The organism is Bradyrhizobium vignae (assembly GCF_004114425.1).
Lineage (GTDB): Bacteria > Pseudomonadota > Alphaproteobacteria > Rhizobiales > Xanthobacteraceae > Bradyrhizobium > Bradyrhizobium vignae.
In genome coordinates this window covers 58927-80955 of record NZ_RDQF01000032.1, presented here as the reverse complement: position 1 = coordinate 80955, position 22029 = coordinate 58927, and the positions used below count along the sequence as shown (strand labels likewise).

General features: G+C 64.9%; 22 protein-coding genes. 11 read left to right on the top strand and 11 right to left on the bottom strand.

Going from position 1 to position 22029, the window contains the following annotated elements; translation table 11 throughout:
• Nucleotides 1-219: 219 nt before the first annotated feature.
• Nucleotides 220-1416 carry an FAD-dependent oxidoreductase gene (locus EAV90_RS24580; RefSeq protein ID WP_129144934.1) on the bottom strand — a complete coding sequence of 399 codons (1197 nt, stop codon included), beginning with the start codon at nucleotides 1414-1416 and terminating at the stop codon, nucleotides 220-222.
• Between the two features lie 147 nt (nucleotides 1417-1563).
• Here EAV90_RS24580 and EAV90_RS24575 point away from each other — a divergent pair, with 147 nt between their 5' ends.
• Nucleotides 1564-2040: a MarR family transcriptional regulator gene (locus tag EAV90_RS24575; protein WP_164937089.1), complete on the top strand. Its 477-nt coding sequence runs from the start codon at nucleotides 1564-1566 to the stop codon at nucleotides 2038-2040.
• Here the strand turns inward: EAV90_RS24575 and EAV90_RS24570 are convergent.
• From EAV90_RS24570 to EAV90_RS24560, 3 genes are all read right to left on the bottom strand, one after another.
• Nucleotides 2009-3265: an O-antigen ligase family protein gene (locus EAV90_RS24570; RefSeq protein ID WP_122402959.1), complete on the bottom strand. Its 1257-nt coding sequence runs from the start codon at nucleotides 3263-3265 to the stop codon at nucleotides 2009-2011. The genes EAV90_RS24575 and EAV90_RS24570 overlap by 32 nt on opposite strands.
• Nucleotides 3266-3421: 156 nt before the next feature.
• On the bottom strand, nucleotides 3422-4972 hold the full coding sequence (locus tag EAV90_RS24565; protein ID WP_129144932.1) for an undecaprenyl-phosphate glucose phosphotransferase: 1551 nt from the start codon (nucleotides 4970-4972) through the stop codon (nucleotides 3422-3424).
• 118 nt (nucleotides 4973-5090) lie between these two features.
• Nucleotides 5091-6224, bottom strand: coding sequence for a glycosyltransferase family 4 protein (locus EAV90_RS24560; RefSeq protein ID WP_122402961.1), 1134 nt, complete (start codon nucleotides 6222-6224; stop codon nucleotides 5091-5093).
• A gap of 202 nt (nucleotides 6225-6426) precedes the next feature.
• Here EAV90_RS24560 and EAV90_RS24555 point away from each other — a divergent pair, with 202 nt between their 5' ends.
• Nucleotides 6427-8721 carry a GumC family protein gene (locus EAV90_RS24555; RefSeq protein ID WP_122402962.1) on the top strand — a complete coding sequence of 765 codons (2295 nt, stop codon included), beginning with the start codon at nucleotides 6427-6429 and terminating at the stop codon, nucleotides 8719-8721.
• 63 nt (nucleotides 8722-8784) lie between these two features.
• On the opposite strand, the gene EAV90_RS24550 is transcribed toward EAV90_RS24555, so the two are convergent.
• The gene (locus EAV90_RS24550; RefSeq protein WP_129144931.1) at nucleotides 8785-9966 is read right to left on the bottom strand and encodes a GNAT family N-acetyltransferase; all 1182 of its coding nucleotides are present in this window, start codon (nucleotides 9964-9966) and stop codon (nucleotides 8785-8787) included.
• Between the two features lie 128 nt (nucleotides 9967-10094).
• Here EAV90_RS24550 and EAV90_RS24545 point away from each other — a divergent pair, with 128 nt between their 5' ends.
• Complete coding sequence (locus EAV90_RS24545) at nucleotides 10095-11141, top strand: polysaccharide deacetylase family protein (protein WP_129144930.1); 1047 nt, start codon at nucleotides 10095-10097, stop codon at nucleotides 11139-11141.
• Here the strand turns inward: EAV90_RS24545 and EAV90_RS24540 are convergent.
• The gene (locus EAV90_RS24540; RefSeq protein ID WP_122402965.1) at nucleotides 11138-11359 is read right to left on the bottom strand and encodes a DUF2842 domain-containing protein; all 222 of its coding nucleotides are present in this window, start codon (nucleotides 11357-11359) and stop codon (nucleotides 11138-11140) included. The two genes, EAV90_RS24545 and EAV90_RS24540, sit on opposite strands and share 4 nt — an antisense overlap.
• A gap of 110 nt (nucleotides 11360-11469) precedes the next feature.
• Between EAV90_RS24540 and EAV90_RS24535 the strand changes: the two genes are divergently transcribed.
• Nucleotides 11470-12552: a COX15/CtaA family protein gene (locus EAV90_RS24535; protein ID WP_122402966.1), complete on the top strand. Its 1083-nt coding sequence runs from the start codon at nucleotides 11470-11472 to the stop codon at nucleotides 12550-12552.
• A gap of 5 nt (nucleotides 12553-12557) precedes the next feature.
• Here EAV90_RS24535 and EAV90_RS24530 read toward each other — a convergent pair whose 3' ends face one another.
• From EAV90_RS24530 to EAV90_RS24515, 4 genes are all read right to left on the bottom strand, one after another.
• Nucleotides 12558-12902: a hypothetical protein gene (locus EAV90_RS24530; RefSeq protein WP_122406631.1), complete on the bottom strand. Its 345-nt coding sequence runs from the start codon at nucleotides 12900-12902 to the stop codon at nucleotides 12558-12560.
• A 197-nt stretch (nucleotides 12903-13099) separates the two neighbouring features.
• Nucleotides 13100-14380 (bottom strand): O-acetylhomoserine aminocarboxypropyltransferase, encoded by a 1281-nt coding sequence (locus EAV90_RS24525; protein WP_122402967.1) that lies wholly within the window; start codon nucleotides 14378-14380, stop codon nucleotides 13100-13102.
• 139 nt (nucleotides 14381-14519) lie between these two features.
• Nucleotides 14520-15104 (bottom strand): CoA-binding protein, encoded by a 585-nt coding sequence (locus EAV90_RS24520; RefSeq protein WP_122406632.1) that lies wholly within the window; start codon nucleotides 15102-15104, stop codon nucleotides 14520-14522.
• A 124-nt stretch (nucleotides 15105-15228) separates the two neighbouring features.
• The gene (locus tag EAV90_RS24515) at nucleotides 15229-16053 is read right to left on the bottom strand and encodes an enoyl-CoA hydratase (protein ID WP_162500250.1); all 825 of its coding nucleotides are present in this window, start codon (nucleotides 16051-16053) and stop codon (nucleotides 15229-15231) included.
• Between the two features lie 86 nt (nucleotides 16054-16139).
• On the opposite strand from EAV90_RS24515, the gene EAV90_RS24510 reads away from it, so the two are divergent.
• From EAV90_RS24510 to EAV90_RS24485, 6 genes are all read left to right on the top strand, one after another.
• A complete protein-coding gene (locus EAV90_RS24510; protein WP_129144929.1) occupies nucleotides 16140-16568 on the top strand; it encodes a PaaI family thioesterase in 429 nt (142 codons plus the stop codon).
• Nucleotides 16569-16724: 156 nt separating this feature from the next.
• The gene (gene rplM / locus EAV90_RS24505) at nucleotides 16725-17189 is read left to right on the top strand and encodes a 50S ribosomal protein L13 (RefSeq protein ID WP_027576505.1); all 465 of its coding nucleotides are present in this window, start codon (nucleotides 16725-16727) and stop codon (nucleotides 17187-17189) included.
• 1 nt (nucleotide 17190) lies between these two features.
• A complete protein-coding gene (gene rpsI / locus EAV90_RS24500; protein ID WP_018642439.1) occupies nucleotides 17191-17670 on the top strand; it encodes a 30S ribosomal protein S9 in 480 nt (159 codons plus the stop codon).
• Nucleotides 17671-17899: 229 nt separating this feature from the next.
• A complete protein-coding gene (locus tag EAV90_RS24495) occupies nucleotides 17900-19120 on the top strand; it encodes a GGDEF domain-containing protein (RefSeq protein WP_122402970.1) in 1221 nt (406 codons plus the stop codon).
• Nucleotides 19121-19176: 56 nt separating this feature from the next.
• Entirely contained in the window at nucleotides 19177-19416 is a 240-nt protein-coding gene (locus EAV90_RS24490; protein ID WP_122402971.1) for a hypothetical protein, read from the top strand.
• A gap of 96 nt (nucleotides 19417-19512) precedes the next feature.
• Nucleotides 19513-19809, top strand: coding sequence for an antibiotic biosynthesis monooxygenase family protein (locus EAV90_RS24485; RefSeq protein ID WP_122402972.1), 297 nt, complete (start codon nucleotides 19513-19515; stop codon nucleotides 19807-19809).
• A gap of 6 nt (nucleotides 19810-19815) precedes the next feature.
• On the opposite strand, the gene EAV90_RS24480 is transcribed toward EAV90_RS24485, so the two are convergent.
• The gene (locus tag EAV90_RS24480; RefSeq protein WP_122402973.1) at nucleotides 19816-20967 is read right to left on the bottom strand and encodes an AI-2E family transporter; all 1152 of its coding nucleotides are present in this window, start codon (nucleotides 20965-20967) and stop codon (nucleotides 19816-19818) included.
• 280 nt (nucleotides 20968-21247) lie between these two features.
• Here EAV90_RS24480 and EAV90_RS24475 point away from each other — a divergent pair, with 280 nt between their 5' ends.
• Nucleotides 21248-22021: a gamma-glutamyl-gamma-aminobutyrate hydrolase family protein gene (locus EAV90_RS24475; RefSeq protein ID WP_122402975.1), complete on the top strand. Its 774-nt coding sequence runs from the start codon at nucleotides 21248-21250 to the stop codon at nucleotides 22019-22021.
• Nucleotides 22022-22029 lie beyond the last annotated feature (8 nt).

Sequence of the window (22029 nt, the reverse complement as noted above, 5' to 3'; positions counted from 1 at the left end):
CCTCAAGGCTTCGGTGGGCATCGATCCGATCGATCGGCAGCCCAGCTCGGGCGGCCACCCGAGCTGGGCCATTCCTCACGGAACGAGGCCATTCTAGTCCGGTGCGCTAAAACAAGGGTGGGCAAAGGCGCAACGCGCCGTGCCCACCATCTCTCTGGGATCGCATCAGCAATGGTGGGCACGCTTCGCTTTGCCCACCCTACTGCACCGTTCGTGGTGCTACGCCGCCCGTGCATCGTACGCGTACATGAAATCCATGCCTTTGGCGCCCAGCGGCAGCAGCCATTTCAGCATCTGATTGCGCATCCACGCGCCGATGGCGCTGAACTCGCGCTTGCTGTTGCCGTTGCGGCGGGCCATCGCGACGATCTTCTCGGTGCGTGGGCGGCGCTCGGCCTCGAAGGCCTGGAAGATGGCGCCGAGCTCCTGGCCTTCCTGCATCAAGCGCGCGAGCCGCATCGCGTCCTCGAGCGCCAGCGAGGCGCCCTGGCCGGCATGTGGGCTGGTTGCGTGCGCGGCATCGCCGATCAAGAGCGAACGCTTGCGCGACCAGGCCGGCAGGGTCGCGACGTCGAGCGTGTCGGTGACCACGATGTTCTCGGCCGCTTCGATGATAGCGGGGATCGGATCGTGCCAGCCGCGATGGAAGCCGCGCAGATGCTGCTTCAGCGTCGCGTGATCGAGCGCGCGGAACATCGCCGCGTCCATGCCACATGCGGGCTGAGTACTCCACCACATCACGCCGTCGGTCGGATCCGGGCTGCAATAGCCGTAGCCGAAGAATCCGCTCTGGCCGAACGTCGTCTCGACGCGCCGGCCGATCGGCCTGCCGTCGAGCACGGCGTGCGGCACGAAGCCGCCGAAGCCGATCAGGCCGGTGTCGAACGGCTGCGGCCCGTCAGGCACGACCTGGCGGCGCACGACCGAGTGGACGCCGTCTGCGCCGATCAGGAAATCGCCTTCGGCGGTGGTGCCGTCAGCGAAATAGGCGATGATCGGCTGATCGCCACGATCCTCGATCTTGATCAGGCGTTTCTCGAAATGGAGTGAGACGCAGGCGCACCAGGCCTTGTCGATCAGGATCTCGTTCAGCGTGGCACGGGAGATGTTGACGGCCGGCTGGCCGAAGCGCCGCGCCAAGTCGCGGTTGATCGAGCCCAGCTTCTCGCCGCCCTGCGAATAGAAGTCGAAGGACTCCGCCACCGAGCCACGGCTGATCAGCTCGTTCGAAAGGCCGATCTCGTCCATCACATGCATGCCGTTCGGGGCGATCTGGAGGCCGCCGCCGATGCCTTTCGAATAGGGCCAAGCCTCGTAGATCGCGGATTCGATACCGGCGCGGCGCAGCAGGATGGCGGCAACGGGCCCGGCGATACCGGCGCCGATGATCAGGGCCTTGCGGGGACGGTTGGACATGGCTTGCTCCCGACGTTTCCATGGTGCTAGGAGAAATCACGGTCGCTAAATCTCTTAGCGACTAAGATATATATCTAGTAAGAGAAGGGGCCGGCCTTGTCAAGGACGAAGGCGCGCGCGGCGCTGTTGCAGGAGCTCGAGGCGGCGATGCGCAGGTCGTCTGCGCAGGGCGTGCTCTACGGCCAGACCGTTGCCAACGTTGCCGGAATTGCCAATTCCGACCTGGAATGCATGGACATCCTCTATCTCGAGGGACGCGTCACCGCGGGCCGGCTCGCCGAGGTCACGGGCCTCACGACGGGCGCAATCACGGGCGTTGTCGACCGGCTCGAAAAGGCAGGGCTGGTGCGCCGCGAGCGCGACGAGAAAGATCGTCGCAAGGTCTTCATCGCCGTCGTGCCGGAGACGATCGCAAAGCTCGGCCAGTTCTACGTGCCGATGCAGCAGGCGATGGAGAAGGTCTGCAACGGCTATTCCGATGAGGAGCTGCGCCTGCTGTTGCGCTTTTGCAACGAGGGCTACAAGGCAGTGCTCGCGGCAACAGAGGCGCTCAAGCGCCTGATCGATACGCCACCGGAGAAGCGTCCCGATCTCAAGTTGAAGAAGCGTCCCCGCCAGTCCTAGTCTTGTAGACCTGCGCAGCCGCGATCATGCCCCACATCGCGCCCAGCATCATCCAGAAATGCCGCCAGTGGTCGGTATCGATCACGAAGCTTTCGCCGACCGTGCCGAGGAATGCGGAAAACACCGCGAGGTAGGCGCGCTGCCAGGGCACAGGGATGAAGATGTGGCGAAAGCCCATGATGACGGTGGTGAAGACCAGCGCGGGATAGCACACGCCGGAAAGCCAGCCGCCGGACATGAAGGCATTCAGGTAGGAGTTGTGGGTGTCCTCGGGGAAGTAGCGATGGAATTGCAAAGGACCGATGCCGAACGGCAGGTCGAGCGCCATCTCCGCGCCGAGGATGTGCCGGCCGAACCGGCCGAAGCGGCCTTCGTCATAGCTCTGGTCGAAGCTCGCGCGCTGCTTGAACATCTCGGCGGTGGAATCGAACGACAGCAGCACCGCGATCAGCGCCAGCCCCAGCACCGCGGCGACGATCGCCATGATGATGATCCGCGAGCGCTGCGCATTGGTGCGGCTGGTCAGCACCATCAGCGCCAGCATGAAGGCGGAGGTCAGCACCAGCCCGCCCCAGGCGGCGCGGGAGAACGCGAGCAGGATCGCCAGAGACATGATGCCGAAGGCGATGACGTTGCGGAACGCCTTGGCCAGCTTGTCCGAGACCACGCTCTGCAGGGCGAACAGCGCCGGCAGGATCAGGAAGGCGCCGAGCACGTTGGGGTCCTTGAACGTGCCGCGCGCGCGTCCGTAGAGCGTCAGCAGGTCGTTGCCGCCGGGAACCAGGTGGAAGTAGCCGGCGACGGCTAGCAGCGAGGCGACCATCGCGCCGACCACGAGGCCGCGGCGGAGCATGTCGAGTCGGGCCGCCGTGTCCTCCGAGGAGACCATGGCGAAGAACACCACGGTCACCGCCATGTACCAGGAGGTTGCGATCCAGCTCACCACCTCCGCCTGCGCGAACAGCGGGATCGCGCTGATGGTGTAGCCGACATTGAGGAGGACCAGCATCAACACCAGCGGCATCAGCACCAGTCTCAGGCGCAGGCCGGTGGCGAAGAAGGTGACGGTCGCGAGCAGCGTCGCGATCTCGTAGGGGCTGGGCTCGATGAAGACGATGGCGCCGCAGGCACCGACCAGCCACACCAGCGCGCGCTGCAGCGCCAGCACGCCCGGAGCAGCTGGTGCGGCTACGTTCATTCCACCGGCCGTCACGGCATACGTCATCGCACGCTCATACGCTTACGCAACTCTTACGCTACAAGCACTGCTGTCATCGCCCGGCTTGACCGGGCGATCCAGTACTCCGTGACGCGCATAGTAGGAAACGACTGGCGCTGCGGAGTACTGGATGCCCCGGTCAAGCCGGGGCATGACGAAAAATCAATACGCGTTCTCGCTCTTTGTCAGCAGCGAGATCGGCGTCTTCAGGAGAATGTAGAGATCGAGCAGCACCGACCAGTTCTCGATGTAATAGAGGTCGAACTCGACGCGCTTCTGGATCTTCTCTTCGTTATCGATCTCGCCGCGCCAACCGTTGATCTGAGCCCAGCCGGTGATGCCGGGCTTGACGCGGTGGCGGGCGAAATAGCCGTCGACGGCCTCGTCAAACAGGCGGTTCTGGAGCTTGCCCTGCACCGCATGCGGCCGCGGGCCGACCAGGGAGAGATTGCCCGAGAAGACCACGTTGAAGAGCTGCGGCAGCTCGTCCAGGCTGGTCTTGCGGATGAAGCGGCCGACGCGGGTGACGCGCGGATCGTTCTTGGTCACGACCTTCGACGCGGTCGGATCGGCCTGATGGTGGTACATCGAACGGAATTTGTAGACGTCGATGCGCTCGTTGTTGAAGCCGAAGCGCTTCTGGCGGAACAGCACCGGGCCCTGGCTGTCGAGCTTCACCGCCAGCGCCACCAGTCCCATCACCGGCAGGGCGGCGAGCAGCGCGAGACTGCCGACGACGCGGTCGAACAGCCACTTCATCACCAGGTCCCAGTCGGTGATCGGCGCTTCGAACACGTCGAGCGTCGGCACCTCGCCGAGATAGGAATAGGAGCGGGGACGGAACCGCAGCTTGTTGGTGTGGGCGGAGAGGCGGATGTCGACCGGCAGCACCCAGAGCTTCTTGAGCATCTCCAGGATGCGCGTCTCCGCCGAGATCGGCAGCGCGAACAGCACGAGATCGACGCGGGTGCGACGGGCGAACTCGACGATGTCGTCGACCTTGCCGAGCTTGCGCGCGCCGGCGCAGGTGTCGAGCGCGCGGCTGTCGTTGCGGTCATCGAACACGCCGAGCACGTGGATGTCGGAATCCTCCTGCGCCTTCAGCGCCTCGACCAACTGCTCGCCGTTGCTGTCGGAGCCGACGATGATGGTGCGGCGGTCGAGCCGGCCCTGGCGCGCCCAGCCGCGCACCAGCGTGCGCAGCACCAGACGCTCGGCCATCAGCGCGGCGAGTCCGAGGAAGTAGAAGGCGGCCAGCCACAGCCGCGAGATTTCGCTGCCGTATTTGGCGAAGAAGGAAATGCCGATGAAGAGCAGGAAGACGAACGACCACGACGAGATCATCCGCGTCATCTGCCGCAGTTGGCCGCGGAACAGCTGCACCTGATAGATGTCGGCGGCCTGGAAGCAGACCACGGCGGCGATGGCGACGGCGACGACCTCGGCCGGATAAATCCAGCTGAAGGCGCCGGAGAGCGGCATGACATAGCCGACATAGAGCGCGATGCCGACGAGGCTCAGCAGCACGAAATCGGCAAGGCGGACGAAGCCGGCGATCACGATCGGCGAATAGGCGCGGGCGACCTTCTGGTTGACGACTTCGAGCGCCGCAGGCGAGAGCCGGCGACGGCGCTCCACAAAGGGCTGGTCGGCAGGCTTTGCCGCAGCGCTGGTCGCGGCATCGAGCATCGAGCGTGCGTTGAGCGGTTCCACGGGCGTCCACGTCCATTCCAAAAGCAAGCGGCGCGGCCTCGCGCGGCCGGGCAAGTATCCCCTGGCGCTTCGACTATCGAACAAATCGGAAGATTTTCTAAAGCTGGCTTAAGGATGGTTAATGGTTGACAAATGCGTCGCGATAGCCGGCAAGCACGCCCTCGACCATCGCGGCTTGCGAGAAATGCGCCGAGATGCGCTCGCGCAAGGACGCCGCGCGCTGCGCTGTCGTTTGCGGATCGTCCAGTGCGGCGGCGATCGCCTCCGCCATGGCTTCGGGATTGCTCGGCTCGAACAGAGCGGGGCTGTCGGCGCCGAAGATCTCGGGAATGCCGCCGATTTTCGATGCGATCATCGGGATGCCGGCGGCGCCGGCCTCGATCACGACATAGGGCATGGAATCGCCGCGAGAGGGAACGACCAGCAGCCGCCCCTTGGAGAAGCCGTAGCGCGCCTTGACGTGACCGATGAAGCGGATGGATCCGGTGAGGCCGAGCCTCTCGACCTGCGCTTTCAGCGCCGCCGTCTCCTCGCCGTCGCCGCCGAGCGTCAGCGTGACCTTCTTGCCGCCTTCATGCAGACGTGCCACCGCATCGACCAGCAGGTCGGCGCCCTTGATGTGCCGGAACTCGCCGACATAGCAGAGGTCGGTCGCATCCTCGGCAGCGATGACGGGCTCGAACTCCTCGGGCGTGACACCGTTGAAGACGCAATGGACCACGCCCTTGGGTGTGCCGACGATGCGCTGATAGGTGTCGCGGGCGAACGCGCTCTCGAACAGGAACAGGTCGGTCGCATCCATCAGCGCGCGCTCGAGCCGTGCGTAGAATTCGCCCTTGAGGGTGTTGAGCGGATAATGCAGCGAGCCGCCATGCGGGGTGTAGATGCGGATGGTGTCGTCGGTGCGCCGCCGCATGCGGATGAAGGCGCCGGCCTTGGCGCCGTGGCCATGCATCACGTCGGGCTTGAGCTTCGCGATCAGGCGTCGCATCCGCAGCCACACCATGACGTCATCGGGTGACGGCTCGCGGCGGATCGCCATGCGGTGCACGCCGAGCTTCAGCCGCGGCGCGAGCTCGGCCAGCGCCTTGTCGGCGCGCTCGCCGCCGGTGAGGCTATCGGCGAGGATGCCGACATGATGGCCGCAATCGACCTGGCCGTTGGCGACGTCGAGGATGTGGCGGAAGATGCCGCCGACCGGAGCACGCACGGCGTGCAGGATGCGAAGCGGCCGGTCGGGAGAGGGAGGCATGATCCAAAACCAGCTCGACGGCGACAGCCGAACAATTCTCACGAAATAAACGAGAGGGATTAAGGGCCCTCGTGGTTAACAAATGGTGACCAGTGCGCGCGTGCGAGGCGCGCGATATCGCGATTAACCCAGCGGCAACCTTAATGGAGTGTAATCGCCCGGGTTGAAGTAGAGTCGCAGCATTGCCCTGCGGGAGTGTTCGATGCGTTTAGCGTTCTGGCGTGCCGGCAAGAACAAGGCAGTGATCGAGCGGGCTGTCTCGAAGTTCAAGCCCGCGGACGCGCCCAAGATCAACTCGAAGGTCGAAGCCGGGGTCGAAGCAGAGCCTGCACCCGTCGTCGCGAAGCCGGCGCAAGTCGAATCCGGCGACATCGACCTGCACGCGCTCGGCGCGGCATTGGCGCGCAAGCGCGGCTGGATCATCGTGCCAACGGTGCTGGCGCTCGTTGCGTCCCTCGCTGTCGTCAATCTCGTCACGCCGCGCTACAAGTCCGAAGCCCGCATCCTGATCGACGGCCGCGAGAACGTGTTCCTGCGCCCGAACAGCGATCGCACCGAGGAGCGGCAGGCGCTCGACGCCGAGGCCGTCACCAGTCAGGTGCAGCTGGTGCTGTCGCGCGATCTCGCGCGCGAGATCATCAAGAAGAACAAGCTTGCGGAGCGGCCCGAATTCGATCCTGTGCTGCAAGGCATCTCACCTCTGAAGTCGCTGGCCGCGCTCATCGGTATCGGCCGCGATCCGTTCGCGATGACGCCGGAAGAGCGCGTGCTCGATGCCTATTACGAACGCCTCCAGGCCTACGCGGTCGACAAGTCGCGCGTGATCGTGGTCGAATTCCAGTCCGCCGATCCCGAGCTTGCTGCCCGTGTCGCCAATTCGATCGCCGACGGCTATCTCGTGCTGCAGCAGGGCGTACGCCAGGAGCAGGCCAAGAACGCCAGCCAATGGCTGGCCGGCGAGATCGAGAACTTGCGCAAGAAGGTGTCCGAGGCCGAGGCCAGGGTCGAGGACTTCCGCTCCAAGTCCAGCCTGTTCGTCGGCACCAACAACACCACGCTGTCGAACCAGCAGATGGGCGAGGTCAACACCCAGCTCAACAATGCGCGCTCGATGAAGGCCGACGCGGAGTCCAAGGCTCGGTTGATCCGCGAGATGCTCCAGAGCGGCAAGCCGATCGAGGCATCCGAGGTCGTGAACTCCGAATTGATGCGCCGCCTCTCGGAGCAGAGGGTGACATTGCGAGCGCAGCTCGCCGAACAGTCGTCCACACTGCTCGGCAATCACCCGCGGATCAAGGAGCTGAAGGCGCAGCTTGGCGACCTCGACAATCAGATTCGTGACGAAGCGGCGAAGATCTCGCGCTCGCTCGAGAACGACGCCCGGATCGCCAGCGGCAGAGTCGATGGCCTGACCGTGAGCCTGGAGCAGCTCAAGAAGCAGGCGGCCTCGACCAACGGCCAGGACGTCCAGCTTCGCGCGCTGGAGCGCGAGGCCAAGGCGCAGCGCGACCTGCTCGAGACCTATCTCGCCAAGTACCGCGAGGCCAATACCCGCGAAACCATCGACGCTGCGCCGACGGATGGCCGCATCATCTCGCGCGCCATTGTCTCCAACACGCCGGCCTCTCCGAAGAAGCTGCCGATCGTGCTGATCGCGACCATCGCAACGCTATTGCTGTCGTCCGGCGTCGTCGTCACCGGTGAGCTGCTGCGCCAGACCGCGCCGCGCGCGGCGGCGGTTGGACCGGCGCAGGCGCAGGCGCGTCAAGAGCCGCTGGTCGTTCAGCGGGCCGTCGAGCCTGTCGTCGACAGGGGCAACGATCCGGTGATCGATCCGGCTCTGGCAGATCCCGCGCCGCTGCAGCCGGCGATGGCGACCGACATCGACGTCAGCGAATTCGCCGAGATCGAACGTCTGGCGGACAGGTTGCTCGCCGCGGGCGCTGCGGCCAGGAAGGTCACGGTGCTCGGTACCGCGCCCGGCGAAGCCATCACGCTATCGACGTTGACGCTGGCCCGGCACCTCTCGCGCGATGCGCGCGTCGCCGTCGTCGATCTCGCCGCGTCCTCGCCGACCGTTGCCGCGGTATCCGTCGATGCGTCGGCTCCGGGCCTTGCCGAACTGATGCAGGGGGAGGCCTCCTTCGCGCAAATCATCACCCGCGACAAGCTCTCGCGGCTGCATCTGGTCATGGCCGGCCGTCCCGGCTTCGACCGCAGCCTGCTGCAATCACCGCGCGTGGCGCTCGCGATCGACGCGTTGCTGCGCGCCTACGATCACGTGCTGATCGACGCCGGCAGCGCCTCCGACCTTCCGGCCGAACTGCTGACGGCGCATGCCCGTGCCGTCGTGGTGCCCGACGCCTCAATGGCACCGGATGCGCGCACGCAGATGTGCGAGCAGCTGAGAGCAGTCGGCTTCAGCGAGGTGACGATGCTGAGCAAGCCGGTGCAGGCCTCGGATGCGGTCGAAGCGCCACGCGTGGTGGCGGCGTAACCTCTCTTTCCTCTTCCCTTGCCACAAGGGGAGAAGGGAAGGCAGCCGTGCAAGCGGAAAGAGCTACCCGAACGCCTGCCGCAGCCGGCGGGCCATGTCGAACAGCATCTGGTTCTGCTTCACCAGCCGCTTGCCGCGGTTGAATGAGGACATCGCCATCGCCGCGAGTTTTCCGCGCGGCGTCAATGGAACAAAGTTGTCGAAGATCTCCTCGTCGTCCTTGCAGAACATCCGTTTGTAGTCGTCCGAACCGATGCCGAGGTCGAGCGAGCGGTAGCCACGTTCGCCGTAGCGGTCGATGATGTAACGCATCAGGATCAGGCCCGGGCTGTAGCGGGCGTGCTCGGACATCGTGTAGGTGTTGAACATCATCGAGAAGCGCGCCCCATCGGCGACGCCGGCGAAGATAGCGATCACCTCGTCATCGCATTCCAGCGCGTGGATGTCGATGACGTGCCCTTCACCGCGCGGCGCAAGGCAGGCGCTGCGGACGAACTGTTCGACGCCGGGCTCGGCGAAGACGTTCGGAAGCTTTTGCTCTGCCATCCGCACCGGCTTGACGCGGAAGAACCAGTCGAGCAGGCGGGCGATGTCTTCGTCCGACGTGGCGAGGTGATAGCGATAACCGGTGAGGGACTGGAGCTTCTTTTCCTTGCTCTTGAGGCGGCGGCGGAGGGAATTGCTGATCCGCGATTCCTTCGGCCCGCCCGGCTCCATCAGCAGCCGCGGACAGCCGTTGACCGCGCCTTGTCGCGGCAGAGCTGCAAATGGGTTCTGCTGGTCATGCCAGCGCTCGGGCTGCTGCATCAGCGCGAGCACGTCGACATGCTCACGCAGCGGCGCAAACAGCGCGTCGAGATCGGCGAGGCCGGCCTGCGCTGCGAACTCGGCGTTCCACAGGCCCATATTGAAGGTCGTGTGCTTGCCGCCCATGAAGCAGGCCGTGCGCACGCCGTGGCTCTGGCGCAGCGAGAGCGGCAGCAGGGTGAGCGGCCGGCGATCGGCGTCGCGGGCGATCACGATGAGCGGCCGGGCGCCTTCACGGGCGCCGACCAGTCGCTGCCACGGGCTGAGCAGGTCGAAGCGCTGATATGGCGTGAAGAGCTGGCCGCTCGCCTCGAAGGCACGCCAGACCGCCTCGGCCTCGGCGAGATCGGTGACGATATCGACCTGCGCGATACGGCTCGCTTTCGACCGCGCAGGTGCTTCTGCCGTCCGGCTTTGCATCGCCGCAGCCATGGTCATTCGCGAAACCTGTCGAGCAATCGAAAATACGCAATTCGGCCTGTGGCCGACCTTTGCAAACAAAGGTCAACAAAGGGTAATGACAATGGGAGAGGGACGGACCGCCGGCACGCACGAAGGGTGGGATTTTGGCTTTCGACGACAGATGGCTGGAACGGCTGCGCCTCGAGCTGACCTGGTTCAGCGGTCAGGCGGCGCTGCGCAGTCGTGGTGCCGGCGCCATCCTGCGCTTTATGCATGTGCGGCCGCGGCGGCGCGGATTTCAGCCGCTGCGCGCGAACGAGATCACGCCGCAGTTCCTCGACCGCGCCATCCGCGCGCTGAAGCGGTGGAAGTATGATTTCCTCGGCATGGACGAGGTCTGCCGGCGTGCCGTGATGCTGCCGGAGAAGCGGCGCTTCGTGGCGCTGACCTTCGACGGCGCCAACAAGGATGTCATCAACTTCGCCTATCCGGTGCTGGCACGTCACGACGTGCCCTTCACGATCTATGTGCCGACCGCCTTTCCCGATGGCGTCGGCGAGGCCTGGTGGCTCGGGCTCGAGCGGGTGATCGCGCGCGAGAGCCGCATCAGCCTGATGATGGGTGAGAAGGAGCAGCGCTTCACCGTCACCGACAATGCCCGGAAGCGGGCGCTGTTTTCGTATCTGGAGAGCTGGCTTCGCTCGCTGCCGCCGGCGGATTTGTCGGTCGCGATCGCCGATCTCTGCACGCGCTACCGCATCGACCTCGCTGCGCTCTCGCGCGAGGCGTCGATGGACTGGGAAGACCTCGCGAAGCTTGCTGCCGATCCGCAGGTGACGATCGGCAGCGCCACCGTCAACTATCCCGTTCTCGCCAACATGAAGGATGCCGCGGCGCTGCGCGAGATGGCGATGGGCAAAGCGGTCGCGGAATCGGCTTTCCGCCGCGACATCCGGCATTTCGCCTTTCCGTTTGGCGACCGCTCCTCGTTTCGGCGCAGCCACGTTGTGATGGCGGAGGAGGCCGGCTTTGCCAGCGCGGTGTCGACGATCCCGGGCATCGTGGAGGCGGAAGGGCGCACCAATCTGCGCGCGCTGCCGCGCATTTCCTGGGACGGACGGGTGCGCTCGCTGCGGGTGATGCGCGTGCTGGTGTCGGGTGTTGCCTTTGCGCCGGTGAAGCCGACCGGCAGCACTACGGGCAAGGCCTAACGAGCGGACTTGACCCGGTCGGGACGCTGCATCCAGCTCACGATCGGCATCGCCGGCAGCACCCAGCCCATGCCCACCACGACATAGTAGATCGCCTGCCGCCAGCCGGACTCCGCGATCCACGGCATCTGCGCCGCCGCCATGCCGAGCAGGGCCCAGACCGTGGCCAGCATCAGGAGCAGGATGGCGCCGAGGAACTTGCGGGTGCGGATCGTCATGGCGGAATGTCGCGGTCTTTCGCGTAACTTGCGCTGCGGGAGCGGGGGACTATAAGGGGCACGCGTTCCGGTTCAAGTCTGTTGGTTGCAAGGGTTGGTTTGTCCCTGAAATGACGACGATTTCCGCTCCAATCAACCCGCATCGCGCCGTGCGCTGGTGGCTGATCTCCGTGGCCGCGCTGATCGCGCTGATGGTGCTGGTCGGCGGCGCGACGCGGCTGACGGAATCCGGCCTGTCGATCGTCGAATGGAAGCCGGTCACGGGCAGTGTTCCGCCGCTGTCGGAAGCGCAGTGGACCGAGGCGTTCGAGGCCTACAAGAAGATCCCGCAATATCGCGAGCTCAATGCGGGCATGAGCCTGTCCGAGTTCAAGGAGATCTTCTGGTGGGAGTGGAGCCACCGGCTGCTCGGGCGCTTCATCGGCGTCGCCTATCTCTTGCCGTTCCTGTTCTTCCTGTGGCGCGGCGGCCTGTCCGGTGAATTGAAGCGGCGGCTATGGCTGCTGTTCGCCCTCGGCGGTCTGCAGGGTGCGGTCGGCTGGTGGATGGTTGCCTCGGGCCTGAGCGAGCGGGTCGAGGTCTCGCAATATCGGCTGGCGACGCATCTGCTGCTGGCGCTGCTGATCTTCGCCGGGATCGTCTGGACGGTGCGGCGGCTCAAGGAGCGGCCGCAAATCACAGCATCGGCTCGGCTGAGGTTCACGAGCGCGCTGCTGCTCGTCGTGACCTTCGTGCAGATCTATTTCGGTGCGCTGGTCGCGGGCCTGCGCGCGGGGCGCGCCTATAACACCTGGCCCGAGATCGACGGCGCGTTCATTCCATCGGCCGAGCGGCTGTGGTTCGAGACGCCGTGGTGGCGCAACATGTTCGACAATGTGCTGACCGTGCAGTTCGAGCACCGCATGACGGCTTATGCGCTGTTCGTGCTGGCGGCCTTGCATGCGATCGACGCGCTGCGATCGCGCGCAGGGGCGGCAGCGAGCGGTGCGCTGTGGCTGCTTGCGGCGGTGAGCCTGCAGGCGGTGCTCGGCATCCTCACGCTGCTCAACCAGGTTCCGATCGGACTGGCGCTCGCGCACCAGGCAGTGGCGATACTGGTGCTCACACTTGCGGTGATGCAGGTTGAACGGCTCGCGTCAGGACGGTCTGCGGAGACGCAGCCGCGTGCGGTCCCGGTCAGCCAGCCCAGCTGATCCGATCAGCAGTAGCCGTAGACGCCGCACGCATAGGGCAGGCGCCAGAAATAATCGACCTGCTTCCCGCCGTAATACGGGCCCTGGTAATCGTAGCTCCAGGGCCGGCCGTAATAGCCCGGCAAGGTGTTGGATCCCGGCAAGAGCGGCGTGCCCGGCAGGTTGCGGATGTAGCTGCCGATGCCATAGGCCGGCGAGATCAGCGCATCCGGATCGGTCTCGACGTAGACCTGTGGCGGATCCTGCGGCGGCACGGCTGCGCGCCGCTTTGGGCTGGCCGGCAGATCGGCGGCGAGCGCGCTTGAAACGGTCAGCATCGCCGCAAGGGCAGGCACCATCCAGCGCAGCATCGTCGGCTCCGAATCAAAGGGGCGATCCAAGGACGATTTATGCGGCAGATACGGTTAATGACTGTTAACCGACGGTCGCCGAAGCGACCGTCATTCCGGGGCAGTGCGAAGCAGCGAACCCGGAAATCTCGAGCGGACCTGACAATATCGAGGTTCCGGGTTCGGTGCTTCGCCACCGCCCCGGAACGACAGCGAGCTTAAGCCCCCAGCGCCTGTTCCAAATCGGCGATCAGGTCTTCCTTATCCTCGATGCCGATCGAGAGCCGCACCACGTCGGGACCGGCACCGGACTTGGTCTTGGCGGCGTCGTCGAGCTGGCTGTGCGTGGTCGAGGCGGGGTGGATCACCAGCGAGCGGGTGTCGCCGACATTGGCGAGGTGCGAGAACAACTGCAGTTTCGACACCAGGCTGACGCCGGCGTCATAGCCGCCCTTCAGGCTGAAGGTGAATACTGCGCCCGCGCCCTTCGGCGCATATTTGCGCGCGAGCTGGTTGTACTTGTCGTTCGGCAGGCCGGCATAGCTGACCGAGGCCACCGCCGGATGTCCCACGAGGAATTCGGCGACGGCCTTGGCATTGTCGCAGTGCTTCTGCATGCGCAACGGCAGCGTCTCGATGCCGGTGAGGATCATGAAGGCGTTGAACGGCGACAGAGCCGGGCCGAGATCGCGCAGGCCGAGCACGCGGCAGGCGATCGCGAAGGCGAAGTTGCCAAAGGTCTCCTGTAGGCGGATGCCGTGATATTCCGGCCGCGGCTCCGACAGCATCGGATATTTGCCGCCGGTCGACCAATCGAAGGTGCCGGCATCGACGATGATGCCGCCGAGCGAATTGCCGTGGCCGCCCAGAAATTTCGTCAGCGAGTGCACGACGATGTCGGCGCCATGGTCGATCGGACGGATCAGATAGGGCGAGGCCAGGGTATTATCGACGATCAGCGGCACTCCCGCCTTGCGCGCCACCGTCGAGATCGCTTCGATATCGGTGATGCTGCCGGCGGGGTTGGCGATCGATTCGATGAAGATCGCCTTCGTGCGCGGCGTTACCGCGCGCTCGAAGCTCGCAATGTCGTCGGGATCGGCCCACACCACGTTCCAGCCAAAGCTCTTGAATGCATGCGTGAACTGGTTGATAGAGCCGCCATAGAGTTTTCGCGCGGCGATGAACTCGTCGCCGGGCTGCAGCAATTGCTGTAGCACCACGACCTGCGCGGCGTGGCCGGAAGCGACCGCGAGCGCAGCCGTGCCGCCTTCGAGTGCGGCGACGCGCTCTTCCAACACGGCATTGGTCGGATTGCCGATCCGCGTATAGATGTTGCCGAACGCCTGCAAACCGAACAGCGAGGCGGCGTGGTCGGCATCGTTGAAGACGAAAGAAGTCGTTTGATAAATCGGAGTCGCGCGCGCGCCGGTGGTGGGGTCGGGCTGTGCACCGGCATGCACGGCGAGGGTCGAAAATCCCGGAAGGCGATCGCTCATATAAGGCGTCCTGTTCTCGTGGTCTGAAATCGCGCGGCATGCTGATGGGCGGGGCGCTCGCCGTCAAGGCGCCGCTTCACATCGGAACGATCTTGCTACGCATTGTCGCGTTCGCGAGATGAATCCTTCGCGGATTGCGTCAGCTCTGCTCGGTCTTGCTTTTCGCGGCGCGATCCGATGCTGCCGTGTTGCCGCCCCCGACGCTCATCCGATTGAGGGACAGCCGCATGCCCTGTGTCGGTGCCGGCGCGCGCTTGGAGCTGAGCGTGCGCGAGTTCACGCCCATCCAGGAGATCTCCGACGACAAGCGGCCATATTCGATCTTCGGGCAGCGGTTCATGACCACCTTGATGCCGACCGACTCCGCCTTTGCCGCCGCCGCATCGTCGCGCGCGCCGAGCTGCATCCAGATCACCTTCGGCAGCGGGTCCAGCGTGAGAGCTTCCTCGACCACGGGCATGATGTGGCTGGAGTTGCGGAATATGTCGATCATGTCGATGGGGCGGCCGATATCCGACAGCGAGGCGACGAAAGGCTTGCCGAGCAGGTCCTTGCCGACATGGCCGGGATTGACGGGAATCATGTCGTAGCCGCGCTGCGCCAGATATTTGAACGCGAAATAGCTCGGCCGCACGTTGACAGGCGAGGCGCCGACCATCGCGATCGATTTCACGCTGTTGAGGATGCCGCGGATGTAATTGTCGGGATAGGCGTCGTGGTTCATGTCATCCTTCATTCGTCATTCCGGGCGGCTCGAAGAGCCGACCCGGAATCTCGAGATTCTCACGTGCGCAATTGCGCACCATAGTTCGATGCTTCGCATCGCCCCGACGGCACAAGAGATACAGTTACTCATCCCGCCATGTCGGCGCGCGCTTCTCGATGAAAGCGCCGATGCCTTCCTCGGCGTCGCGCGCCATCATGTTCTCGGTCATGACCTCCGCCGCATAGCGATACGCATCTGCAAGGCTCATCTCGGCCTGGCGATAGAACGCCTCCTTGCCGAGCTTGACGGTGTACGCGGATTTCAGCGCAACCTGTTGCGCCAACGCGATCGCGGCCTCGCGTTCGGTACCCGCGGCGACCACGCGATTGACGAGGCCGATCTCGCGGGCGCGCGCGGCCGGAATCGGCTCACCGGTCAGCAGCATCTCCATCGCCTGCTTGCGCGGCACGTTGCGCGACAGCGCCACCATCGGCGTCGAGCAGAACAGGCCGATGTCGACGCCGGGAGTGGCGAAGCTCGCCGCTTCCGAGGCGATCGCCAGATCGCAGCTTGCCACGAGCTGGCAGCCCGCCGCGGTGGCGATGCCTTGGACGGCAGCGACCACGGGCTTGGGCAGGCGCACAATCGCCTGCATCATGGCGCTGCACGCCGTCATGATCTGCGCAAAATAAGCCCGGCCGCGATCCGGATCGGTGCGGCGCGCGGTCAGCTCCTTCATGTCGTGGCCGGCGGAAAAAGCCGGCCCGTTGGCTGCGATGACGGCCGCACGGATGTGCCTGTCTTCCGCGATCGCATTGAGGCTCGCATGCAGCTGTCCGATCATCGCCTCCGAAAGGCTGTTGCGCGCGGCTGGTCGGTTCAGCGTGAGCACGGCGACACTGCCGACGATCTCGCGCAGCAGGATCGGCGGTTGCGGGGAGGGGGCGCGGGCAGCCTGGACGGACATTGACGCGATTTCCGCTAAATGATTGCAATTGGATGACACCAATAACTTAATGTAACAGGGCAAGCGAAGCGAGGGTGGGGAACGACATGGCGTCAGCGAAAATGAGCGTAGTGGAGCTCGAGCAGTTCCTCCGTGACGAGTTTCCCCAGGCCTTCAGCGGTGACGACATCACGATCGAGAGCGCGGACGGCCAGACCAGCCTTTTGCGCCAGCGCTACAGCGAAAGGATGCTGCGGCCGGGTGGAACCGTGTCCGGCCCGACGCTGATGGCGCTCGCGGATTTCGCGATGTACGTGGTGCTGCTGTCCGCGATCGGGCCGATCGGGCTCGCGGTCACGACCAATCTCAACATCAACTTCCTGCGCAAGGGCCAGCCAGGCCAGGACGTGCTGGCCGAGGCTCGGCTGCTCAAGCTCGGCAAGCGCCTGGCAGTTGGGGAGGTGAACCTCCTGTCGGGCACATCCGCCGACCCGATCGCCCATGTCACCTCCACCTATTCCATTCCAAATGTTTGAGGTTTTTGCAGGTAACATAGCACCATATTTTCAAGATATTGATTTCGTTGTTATAATTTCCATCTCAGGGCATTGACCGTTGCGCCTGTCTTCTCTAGAAACCCGCGCAGTCCGGTGCGGTGTTCGCGCCGATGTCTCCCTCACGGAAATTCTGACATGAAAACCTTTTCGGCAAAGCCGGCCGAGGTGACGAAGAAGTGGGTGCTGATCGACGCCAAGGGTCTGGTCGTCGGCCGTCTCGCCACCATCGTCGCCATGCGGCTCCGCGGCAAGCACCTCCCGACCTATACCCCGCACGTTGATTGCGGCGACAACGTCATCATCATCAACGCGCAGCATGCGGTCCTCACCGGCCGCAAGCGCGAGCAGAAGACCTACTACAAGCACACCGGTTACGTCGGCCACGTCAAGGAGCGCACCGCGCGCCAGATCCTCGAGGGTCGTCATCCCGAGCGCGTGCTCGAAAAGGCCGTCGAGCGTATGATTCCGCGTGGTCCGCTCGGTCGCGTGCAGATGGGCAACCTCCGCGTCTACGGCGGGCCGGATCATCCGCATGAGGCGCAGCAGCCCGAGAAGATCGACATCGCCAAGTTGAACCGCAAGAACACGAGGGCCGCATAACATGGCCGAATCCATCCAGTCGCTCGACCAGCTCTCGCAGCTCAAGACGGCGGCCGCGCCCGAAGCGCCCAAGCACGAGAAGAAGGTCGACAAGTTCAACCGCGCCTATGCCACCGGCAAGCGCAAGGACGCGGTCGCCCGCGTCTGGATCAAGCCGGGCGCCGGCAAGGTCACCGTCAACTCGCGCGAGGTCGAGGTCTATTTCGCCCGTCCCGTGCTGCGCATGATGATCGAGCAGCCGTTCTCCGTGGCCCAGCGTTCGGGCCAGTACGACGTGATCTGCACCGTCGCCGGCGGCGGCCTGTCCGGCCAGGCCGGCGCGGTCCGTCACGGCATCTCCAAGGCGCTCACCTATTTCGAGCCGGAACTGCGCTCTGTGCTCAAGAAGGGCGGCTTCCTCACCCGCGACTCCCGCGTGGTCGAGCGCAAGAAGTACGGCAAGGCCAAGGCTCGCCGGTCCTTCCAGTTCTCGAAGCGTTAATCGCTTCTGTCGCATTTGCCGCGAAAGCGGCTTCAATGAGATGCAAAAGGGCGCCGATTTCAGCGCCCTTTTTGTTGTTCGTTTGTATGCAAATTGATGGCGTGTTTCCCGAAAACTTAGGGATCCGCGAAAACCTGAATGGAACCCGCGGGACATAGCGTCGCACTTGGAAGGGCGCGCAAATCGGATGTGCCGATCGCGTAACTGCTATGTTCTAGAGGGGGCCGACATGATGTCGCTCGATAGCATCACGCTCTATTTGGTCGCCACCATGGTCGCCGCACTGCTCGGCGCCATGATGGTGTTTTTCGGCAGGCAGGAGAACAGCCCGGCGCTGAAATGGTGGGGCACCGCCTATCTCCTCGGTGCTGCCTCGGTCGCGCTGTGGACCGCAGCAGGCGACAGGCTGGGCGCCCATCTTTACCTTGCGCTGAATGCCGTCGGCTTCGTCGCCTGCGGCATGGTGTGGAACGCGGCGCGCGTCTTCCACGGCCGCAAGCCGAACTGGCCCGGCCTCGTGCTCGGCGCGCTCGCCTGGGTCACTGCCGCGACGCTGCTCGATCCCACAGCATCGATGCTGCGCATGCTCGTCGGTGCCGGCATCGTCTCGGTCTATGCGGCGCTGACCGCGAGCGAGCTCTGGACCGAACGGCGCAAGAGCCTGCAACGACGCTGGCCGGCCTTCATGATGCCGGCGATGCATGGCTGCGTGTTGATGCTGCCGATCCTGATCGGCAGTTTCCTGCGTCCGCACGATGCCGGCTTCTCCTCGAGCATCTGGGTCACCGTATTCGCGGTCGAGCTCATACTCTATGCCGTCGGAACCGTGTTCGTGATCTTCATGCTGGTGTCGGAACGCACCGTCACCGCGCATCGGACCGCCGCGTCGACCGATCCGCTGACCGGCATGCTCAACCGGCGCGGCTTCTCGGAAGCCTGTGCGCGCGTGATCGAGCGCGAGGCCAAGGCCGGACGGCCGGTGACCGTGATGATCTTCGACATCGACCACTTCAAGTCGATCAACGACCGCTTCGGCCATCCCGCCGGTGACGAGATGCTGAAACTGTTCTCCACTGTCGTGATCAGCAACTTGCGCATCTCCGACCTCTCGGGCCGCATCGGCGGCGAGGAGTTTGCGGCTCTGTTGCCGTGCTCGTTGGAGGAGGGCGTGCTCGTCGCCGAGCGCGTGCGCGAGGCATTCGAGACCTCCGGCGTCGTGGTCGATGAAGGCCCGGTGGACACCACTGTCAGCATCGGCGTCGCGGGCGGTCCGGCCGGTACCGAGCTGGAGGTGCTGCTGGCCTCGGCCGACACCGCGCTCTACCAGGCCAAGCGCGGCGGCCGTAACCGTGTCGAGGCGGCGGAGGAACTGCCACTGTCGCTGGAGAACTGGCGCCGCCAGAGCGCCGCGCGAACCGGTCCATCGCAGGCGCGTCCGGCCACCGCCTGAACGGCGGCGTCTTGCGGTAATCCTCTGTTTACCGTTCGATCCCATATCATTCCGGTATGGAATCGATCCGCCGACGGAATCCGCAAGTCACCCTGATGTCGCTCGAAGCCGCTGCGGCCTCGGCACGCGGCGGTTTCGCCTGTCTGTTCTCGACCGCGGATGAATACGAGAAGGCGCTGATCACCGAACGCCGCGCGCAGGGCCGCTACGCGCACAGGCGCAGCTACTGGCCGCTCGCGCTGTTCGTCGGTTGTGCACTGATCGTCGCGGGCACGGTCCTGCTGTTCGCCCGATAGGCCTGCATTTCCAGGCCGGGCGGGGCGCCGTTTCGGCGCCTTTTTCTTTGTCGCTGTCTGCGGTAGACACGGCCATCAACAAAAGGGCGGAAACCGATGATCACCGAGATCGCGCAAATCGACGTCAAGCCGGGCAGCGAGAAGGACTTTGAGGCGGCCGTCGCCAAGGCCAAGGCCGCCTTCGGCCGCGCCAAGGGCTTTCACGGTTTCGAGCTGCACAAGTCGATGGAGAAGCCGCAGCGCTACCGGCTGATGGTAAAATGGGCGACGCTGGAGAACCACACCGTCGATTTCCGCGGCTCGGAGAATTTCACCGAATGGCGCGGCCTGGTCGGGCAGTATTTTGCCGCAGCCCCGGAGGTCGAGCACACCGAGACCGTGCTCACCACGTAAAGCGGGTCAGGCTGCCTCCGCCAGGGGCGGCGCCTCATACGTCTTGAAATGGTCGATCATGACCTTGGCGATCGCGACCAGCGGCAGCGCCAGCGCGAGGCCCCAGATGCCGAACACGACGCCGAGCAGGATCTGGAACGCGAACAGCGTAGCCGGCGGGATGTCCAGCGCCTGCCGCTGCAGGATCGGTGTCAGCACGTAGCTTTCCATGGCATGCACGCCCATGAAGAGGAGGAAGGCCGATAGTGCCGGAATCCAGCCCGAGGCGAGGCTTGCCAGCACCACGACGACGCCGGCGATGATGGCGCCGACGGTGGGGATGAAGGCGAGCAGGCCCGCCTGGATTCCCAGGATGAACGCGCCGGGGATGCCGATGACGGCAAGGCCGATCCAGGTCACGACACCGACCGCAATCATGACGACGATCTGGGCGATCAGCCAGCGCTCCAGCGTCTCAGCTATGCGGTCGATGATCAGAGCGACGCGCGTGCGGTGCCTCGCCGGCGCCAGGAACAGCAGGCCGTCATGATAGACGCTGGGCTGGGCGGCGAAGGCAAGGCCCAGGAACAGCACGATGAAGATGTTGCCCACGCCGTGAATGGTGCCGAGCAGCAGCTTGAGGGTCTGGCTCACGATCGCCCCGCCACTGGAAGCGAGCGCGCCGGCGCCGGGCAAGGGCCCACGCGAGGGCGCCGCCGGCGCGGGTGTCGCGTCCGACGATGGGGTGGCCGAGGCGTCCGAGGCGGTGCTGCCGAGATCGAAGAAGCTGGTGTCGATGCCGTGGTTCTCGAGGAACGACCTGACATTGGTGATCTGCGACTTGATGGTCTTGCTCAGCACCGAGGCCTGTTCGGCAATCGTGGCGCCGCCGAGATAGGCGATGCCTGCGAGGAGCAAAGCGAGCGCGACACAGACGATGGCAAGTCGGAACGTGTGAGGGAGGTTGACCCGGCGGCCGAGCGCATTGACCAGCGCGTTGAGGCCGAGGCCGAGCAGCATGCCGGTGAAGATCAGCAGCAGGGTGGCCGCAAAATACCAGGTGAAGGCGAGCAGGGCGGTGAACAGTACGACGCCGATGCCTCCGACGGAAATCGCCCAGGCCTGATCCCGAGCCAGGTCGCTGCGGGCACGCGGGCGGTCATCTCTGGGAATCGTCACATCAGATCCTTTTCGAGCGAGGCGGCGCCAGCGCACTCTTTCGCGAAATCCTGCCGGGGATCAAGCGGCGTGCGCCGGCTTGGCGCGCCTCGTCGTTGCTGCGGGCCTCTGGCCCTCTTCGCGAGCGATCGGAGTAGCCGTCGCCCGGCCTGCCCAGGGCTCGCCGGGCCGGCCATTTGCGCGAAAATAGCATTGCCGTCCCGCGATCCCTTCTGTTGAATTTGTTCCATCCGGAGGGCATGTTTGGAGAATCTTCTTACCAGGAGGCGCGGAACGACAGATGAGAAAGCCGGTCGTCGGCGTGATCGGGAATTCCTATCGCGTCGAAAATCGATTTCAGGTCCAGATGGTCGGCGAGCGAAACCTGCGCGCCGTGGCCGAAGTCTCCGGTGGCTTGCCGCTGATGTTCGCGGGCTCCCCTGACATCACCGATATCGTGGCGCTGCTCGATACCGTGGACGGCATCATCCTCACCGGCGCCCGCGCCAACGTGCACCCGACCCGATTCAACGTTGATCCGTGCGAGAAGCACGAGCCCTATGACATCCACCGCGACGAGGTCGCGCTAGCCCTTTCGGTCGCCTGTGTCGCCCGCGGCATCCCGCTGTTCGGCATCTGTCGCGGCCTGCAGGAGATGAACGTCGCCTTCGGCGGGTCGCTGCACCCCGAGATCCGCGAGCTCCCCGGCCGGATGAACCACCGCATGCCCCGGCTCGAGAACGGCGAGATCCATCCCGATCCCACCGTGGTGTTCGCCGACCGTCACGACGTCGATCTGACGCCCGGCGGCGCCTTCGCAAAAATTCTCGGTTGCGAGAGGATCAGGGTCAATTCGCTGCACGGCCAGGGCATCCTCGATCCCGGCAAGCGCGTGCTGATCGAGGGCGTCGCCGAGGACGGCACCATCGAGGCGATCCGCATTGCCGAGGCCCCGACCTTTGCGCTCGGCGTGCAATGGCATGCGGAGTACGACCCGCAGCACAACCCGATCAACCGCAAGCTATTCGAGGCCTTTGGCGAAGCGCTGGTGACGCGGCAGAAGGCGGCGGCGTAGCTCACGCT

What these genes read in the sequence shown, in the direction of transcription:
- EAV90_RS24580 (WP_129144934.1), bottom strand. Translation starts at nt 1,416, where the DNA reads ATGTCCAACCGTCCCCGCAAGGCCCTGATCATCGGCGCCGGTATCGCC.
- EAV90_RS24575 (WP_164937089.1), top strand. Translation starts at nt 1,564, where the DNA reads ATGCGCAGGTCGTCTGCGCAGGGCGTGCTCTACGGCCAGACCGTTGCC.
- EAV90_RS24570 (WP_122402959.1), bottom strand. Translation starts at nt 3,265, where the DNA reads ATGACGTATGCCGTGACGGCCGGTGGAATGAACGTAGCCGCACCAGCT.
- EAV90_RS24560 (WP_122402961.1), bottom strand. Translation starts at nt 6,224, where the DNA reads ATGCCTCCCTCTCCCGACCGGCCGCTTCGCATCCTGCACGCCGTGCGT.
- EAV90_RS24555 (WP_122402962.1), top strand. Translation starts at nt 6,427, where the DNA reads ATGCGTTTAGCGTTCTGGCGTGCCGGCAAGAACAAGGCAGTGATCGAG.
- EAV90_RS24550 (WP_129144931.1), bottom strand. Translation starts at nt 9,966, where the DNA reads ATGACCATGGCTGCGGCGATGCAAAGCCGGACGGCAGAAGCACCTGCG.
- EAV90_RS24540 (WP_122402965.1), bottom strand. Translation starts at nt 11,359, where the DNA reads ATGACGATCCGCACCCGCAAGTTCCTCGGCGCCATCCTGCTCCTGATG.
- EAV90_RS24535 (WP_122402966.1), top strand. Translation starts at nt 11,470, where the DNA reads ATGACGACGATTTCCGCTCCAATCAACCCGCATCGCGCCGTGCGCTGG.
- EAV90_RS24530 (WP_122406631.1), bottom strand. Translation starts at nt 12,902, where the DNA reads ATGCTGCGCTGGATGGTGCCTGCCCTTGCGGCGATGCTGACCGTTTCA.
- EAV90_RS24525 (WP_122402967.1), bottom strand. Translation starts at nt 14,380, where the DNA reads ATGAGCGATCGCCTTCCGGGATTTTCGACCCTCGCCGTGCATGCCGGT.
- EAV90_RS24520 (WP_122406632.1), bottom strand. Translation starts at nt 15,104, where the DNA reads ATGAACCACGACGCCTATCCCGACAATTACATCCGCGGCATCCTCAAC.
- EAV90_RS24515 (WP_162500250.1), bottom strand. Translation starts at nt 16,053, where the DNA reads ATGTCCGTCCAGGCTGCCCGCGCCCCCTCCCCGCAACCGCCGATCCTG.
- EAV90_RS24510 (WP_129144929.1), top strand. Translation starts at nt 16,140, where the DNA reads ATGGCGTCAGCGAAAATGAGCGTAGTGGAGCTCGAGCAGTTCCTCCGT.
- rplM (WP_027576505.1), top strand. Translation starts at nt 16,725, where the DNA reads ATGAAAACCTTTTCGGCAAAGCCGGCCGAGGTGACGAAGAAGTGGGTG.
- rpsI (WP_018642439.1), top strand. Translation starts at nt 17,191, where the DNA reads ATGGCCGAATCCATCCAGTCGCTCGACCAGCTCTCGCAGCTCAAGACG.
- EAV90_RS24495 (WP_122402970.1), top strand. Translation starts at nt 17,900, where the DNA reads ATGATGTCGCTCGATAGCATCACGCTCTATTTGGTCGCCACCATGGTC.
- EAV90_RS24490 (WP_122402971.1), top strand. Translation starts at nt 19,177, where the DNA reads ATGGAATCGATCCGCCGACGGAATCCGCAAGTCACCCTGATGTCGCTC.
- EAV90_RS24485 (WP_122402972.1), top strand. Translation starts at nt 19,513, where the DNA reads ATGATCACCGAGATCGCGCAAATCGACGTCAAGCCGGGCAGCGAGAAG.
- EAV90_RS24475 (WP_122402975.1), top strand. Translation starts at nt 21,248, where the DNA reads ATGAGAAAGCCGGTCGTCGGCGTGATCGGGAATTCCTATCGCGTCGAA.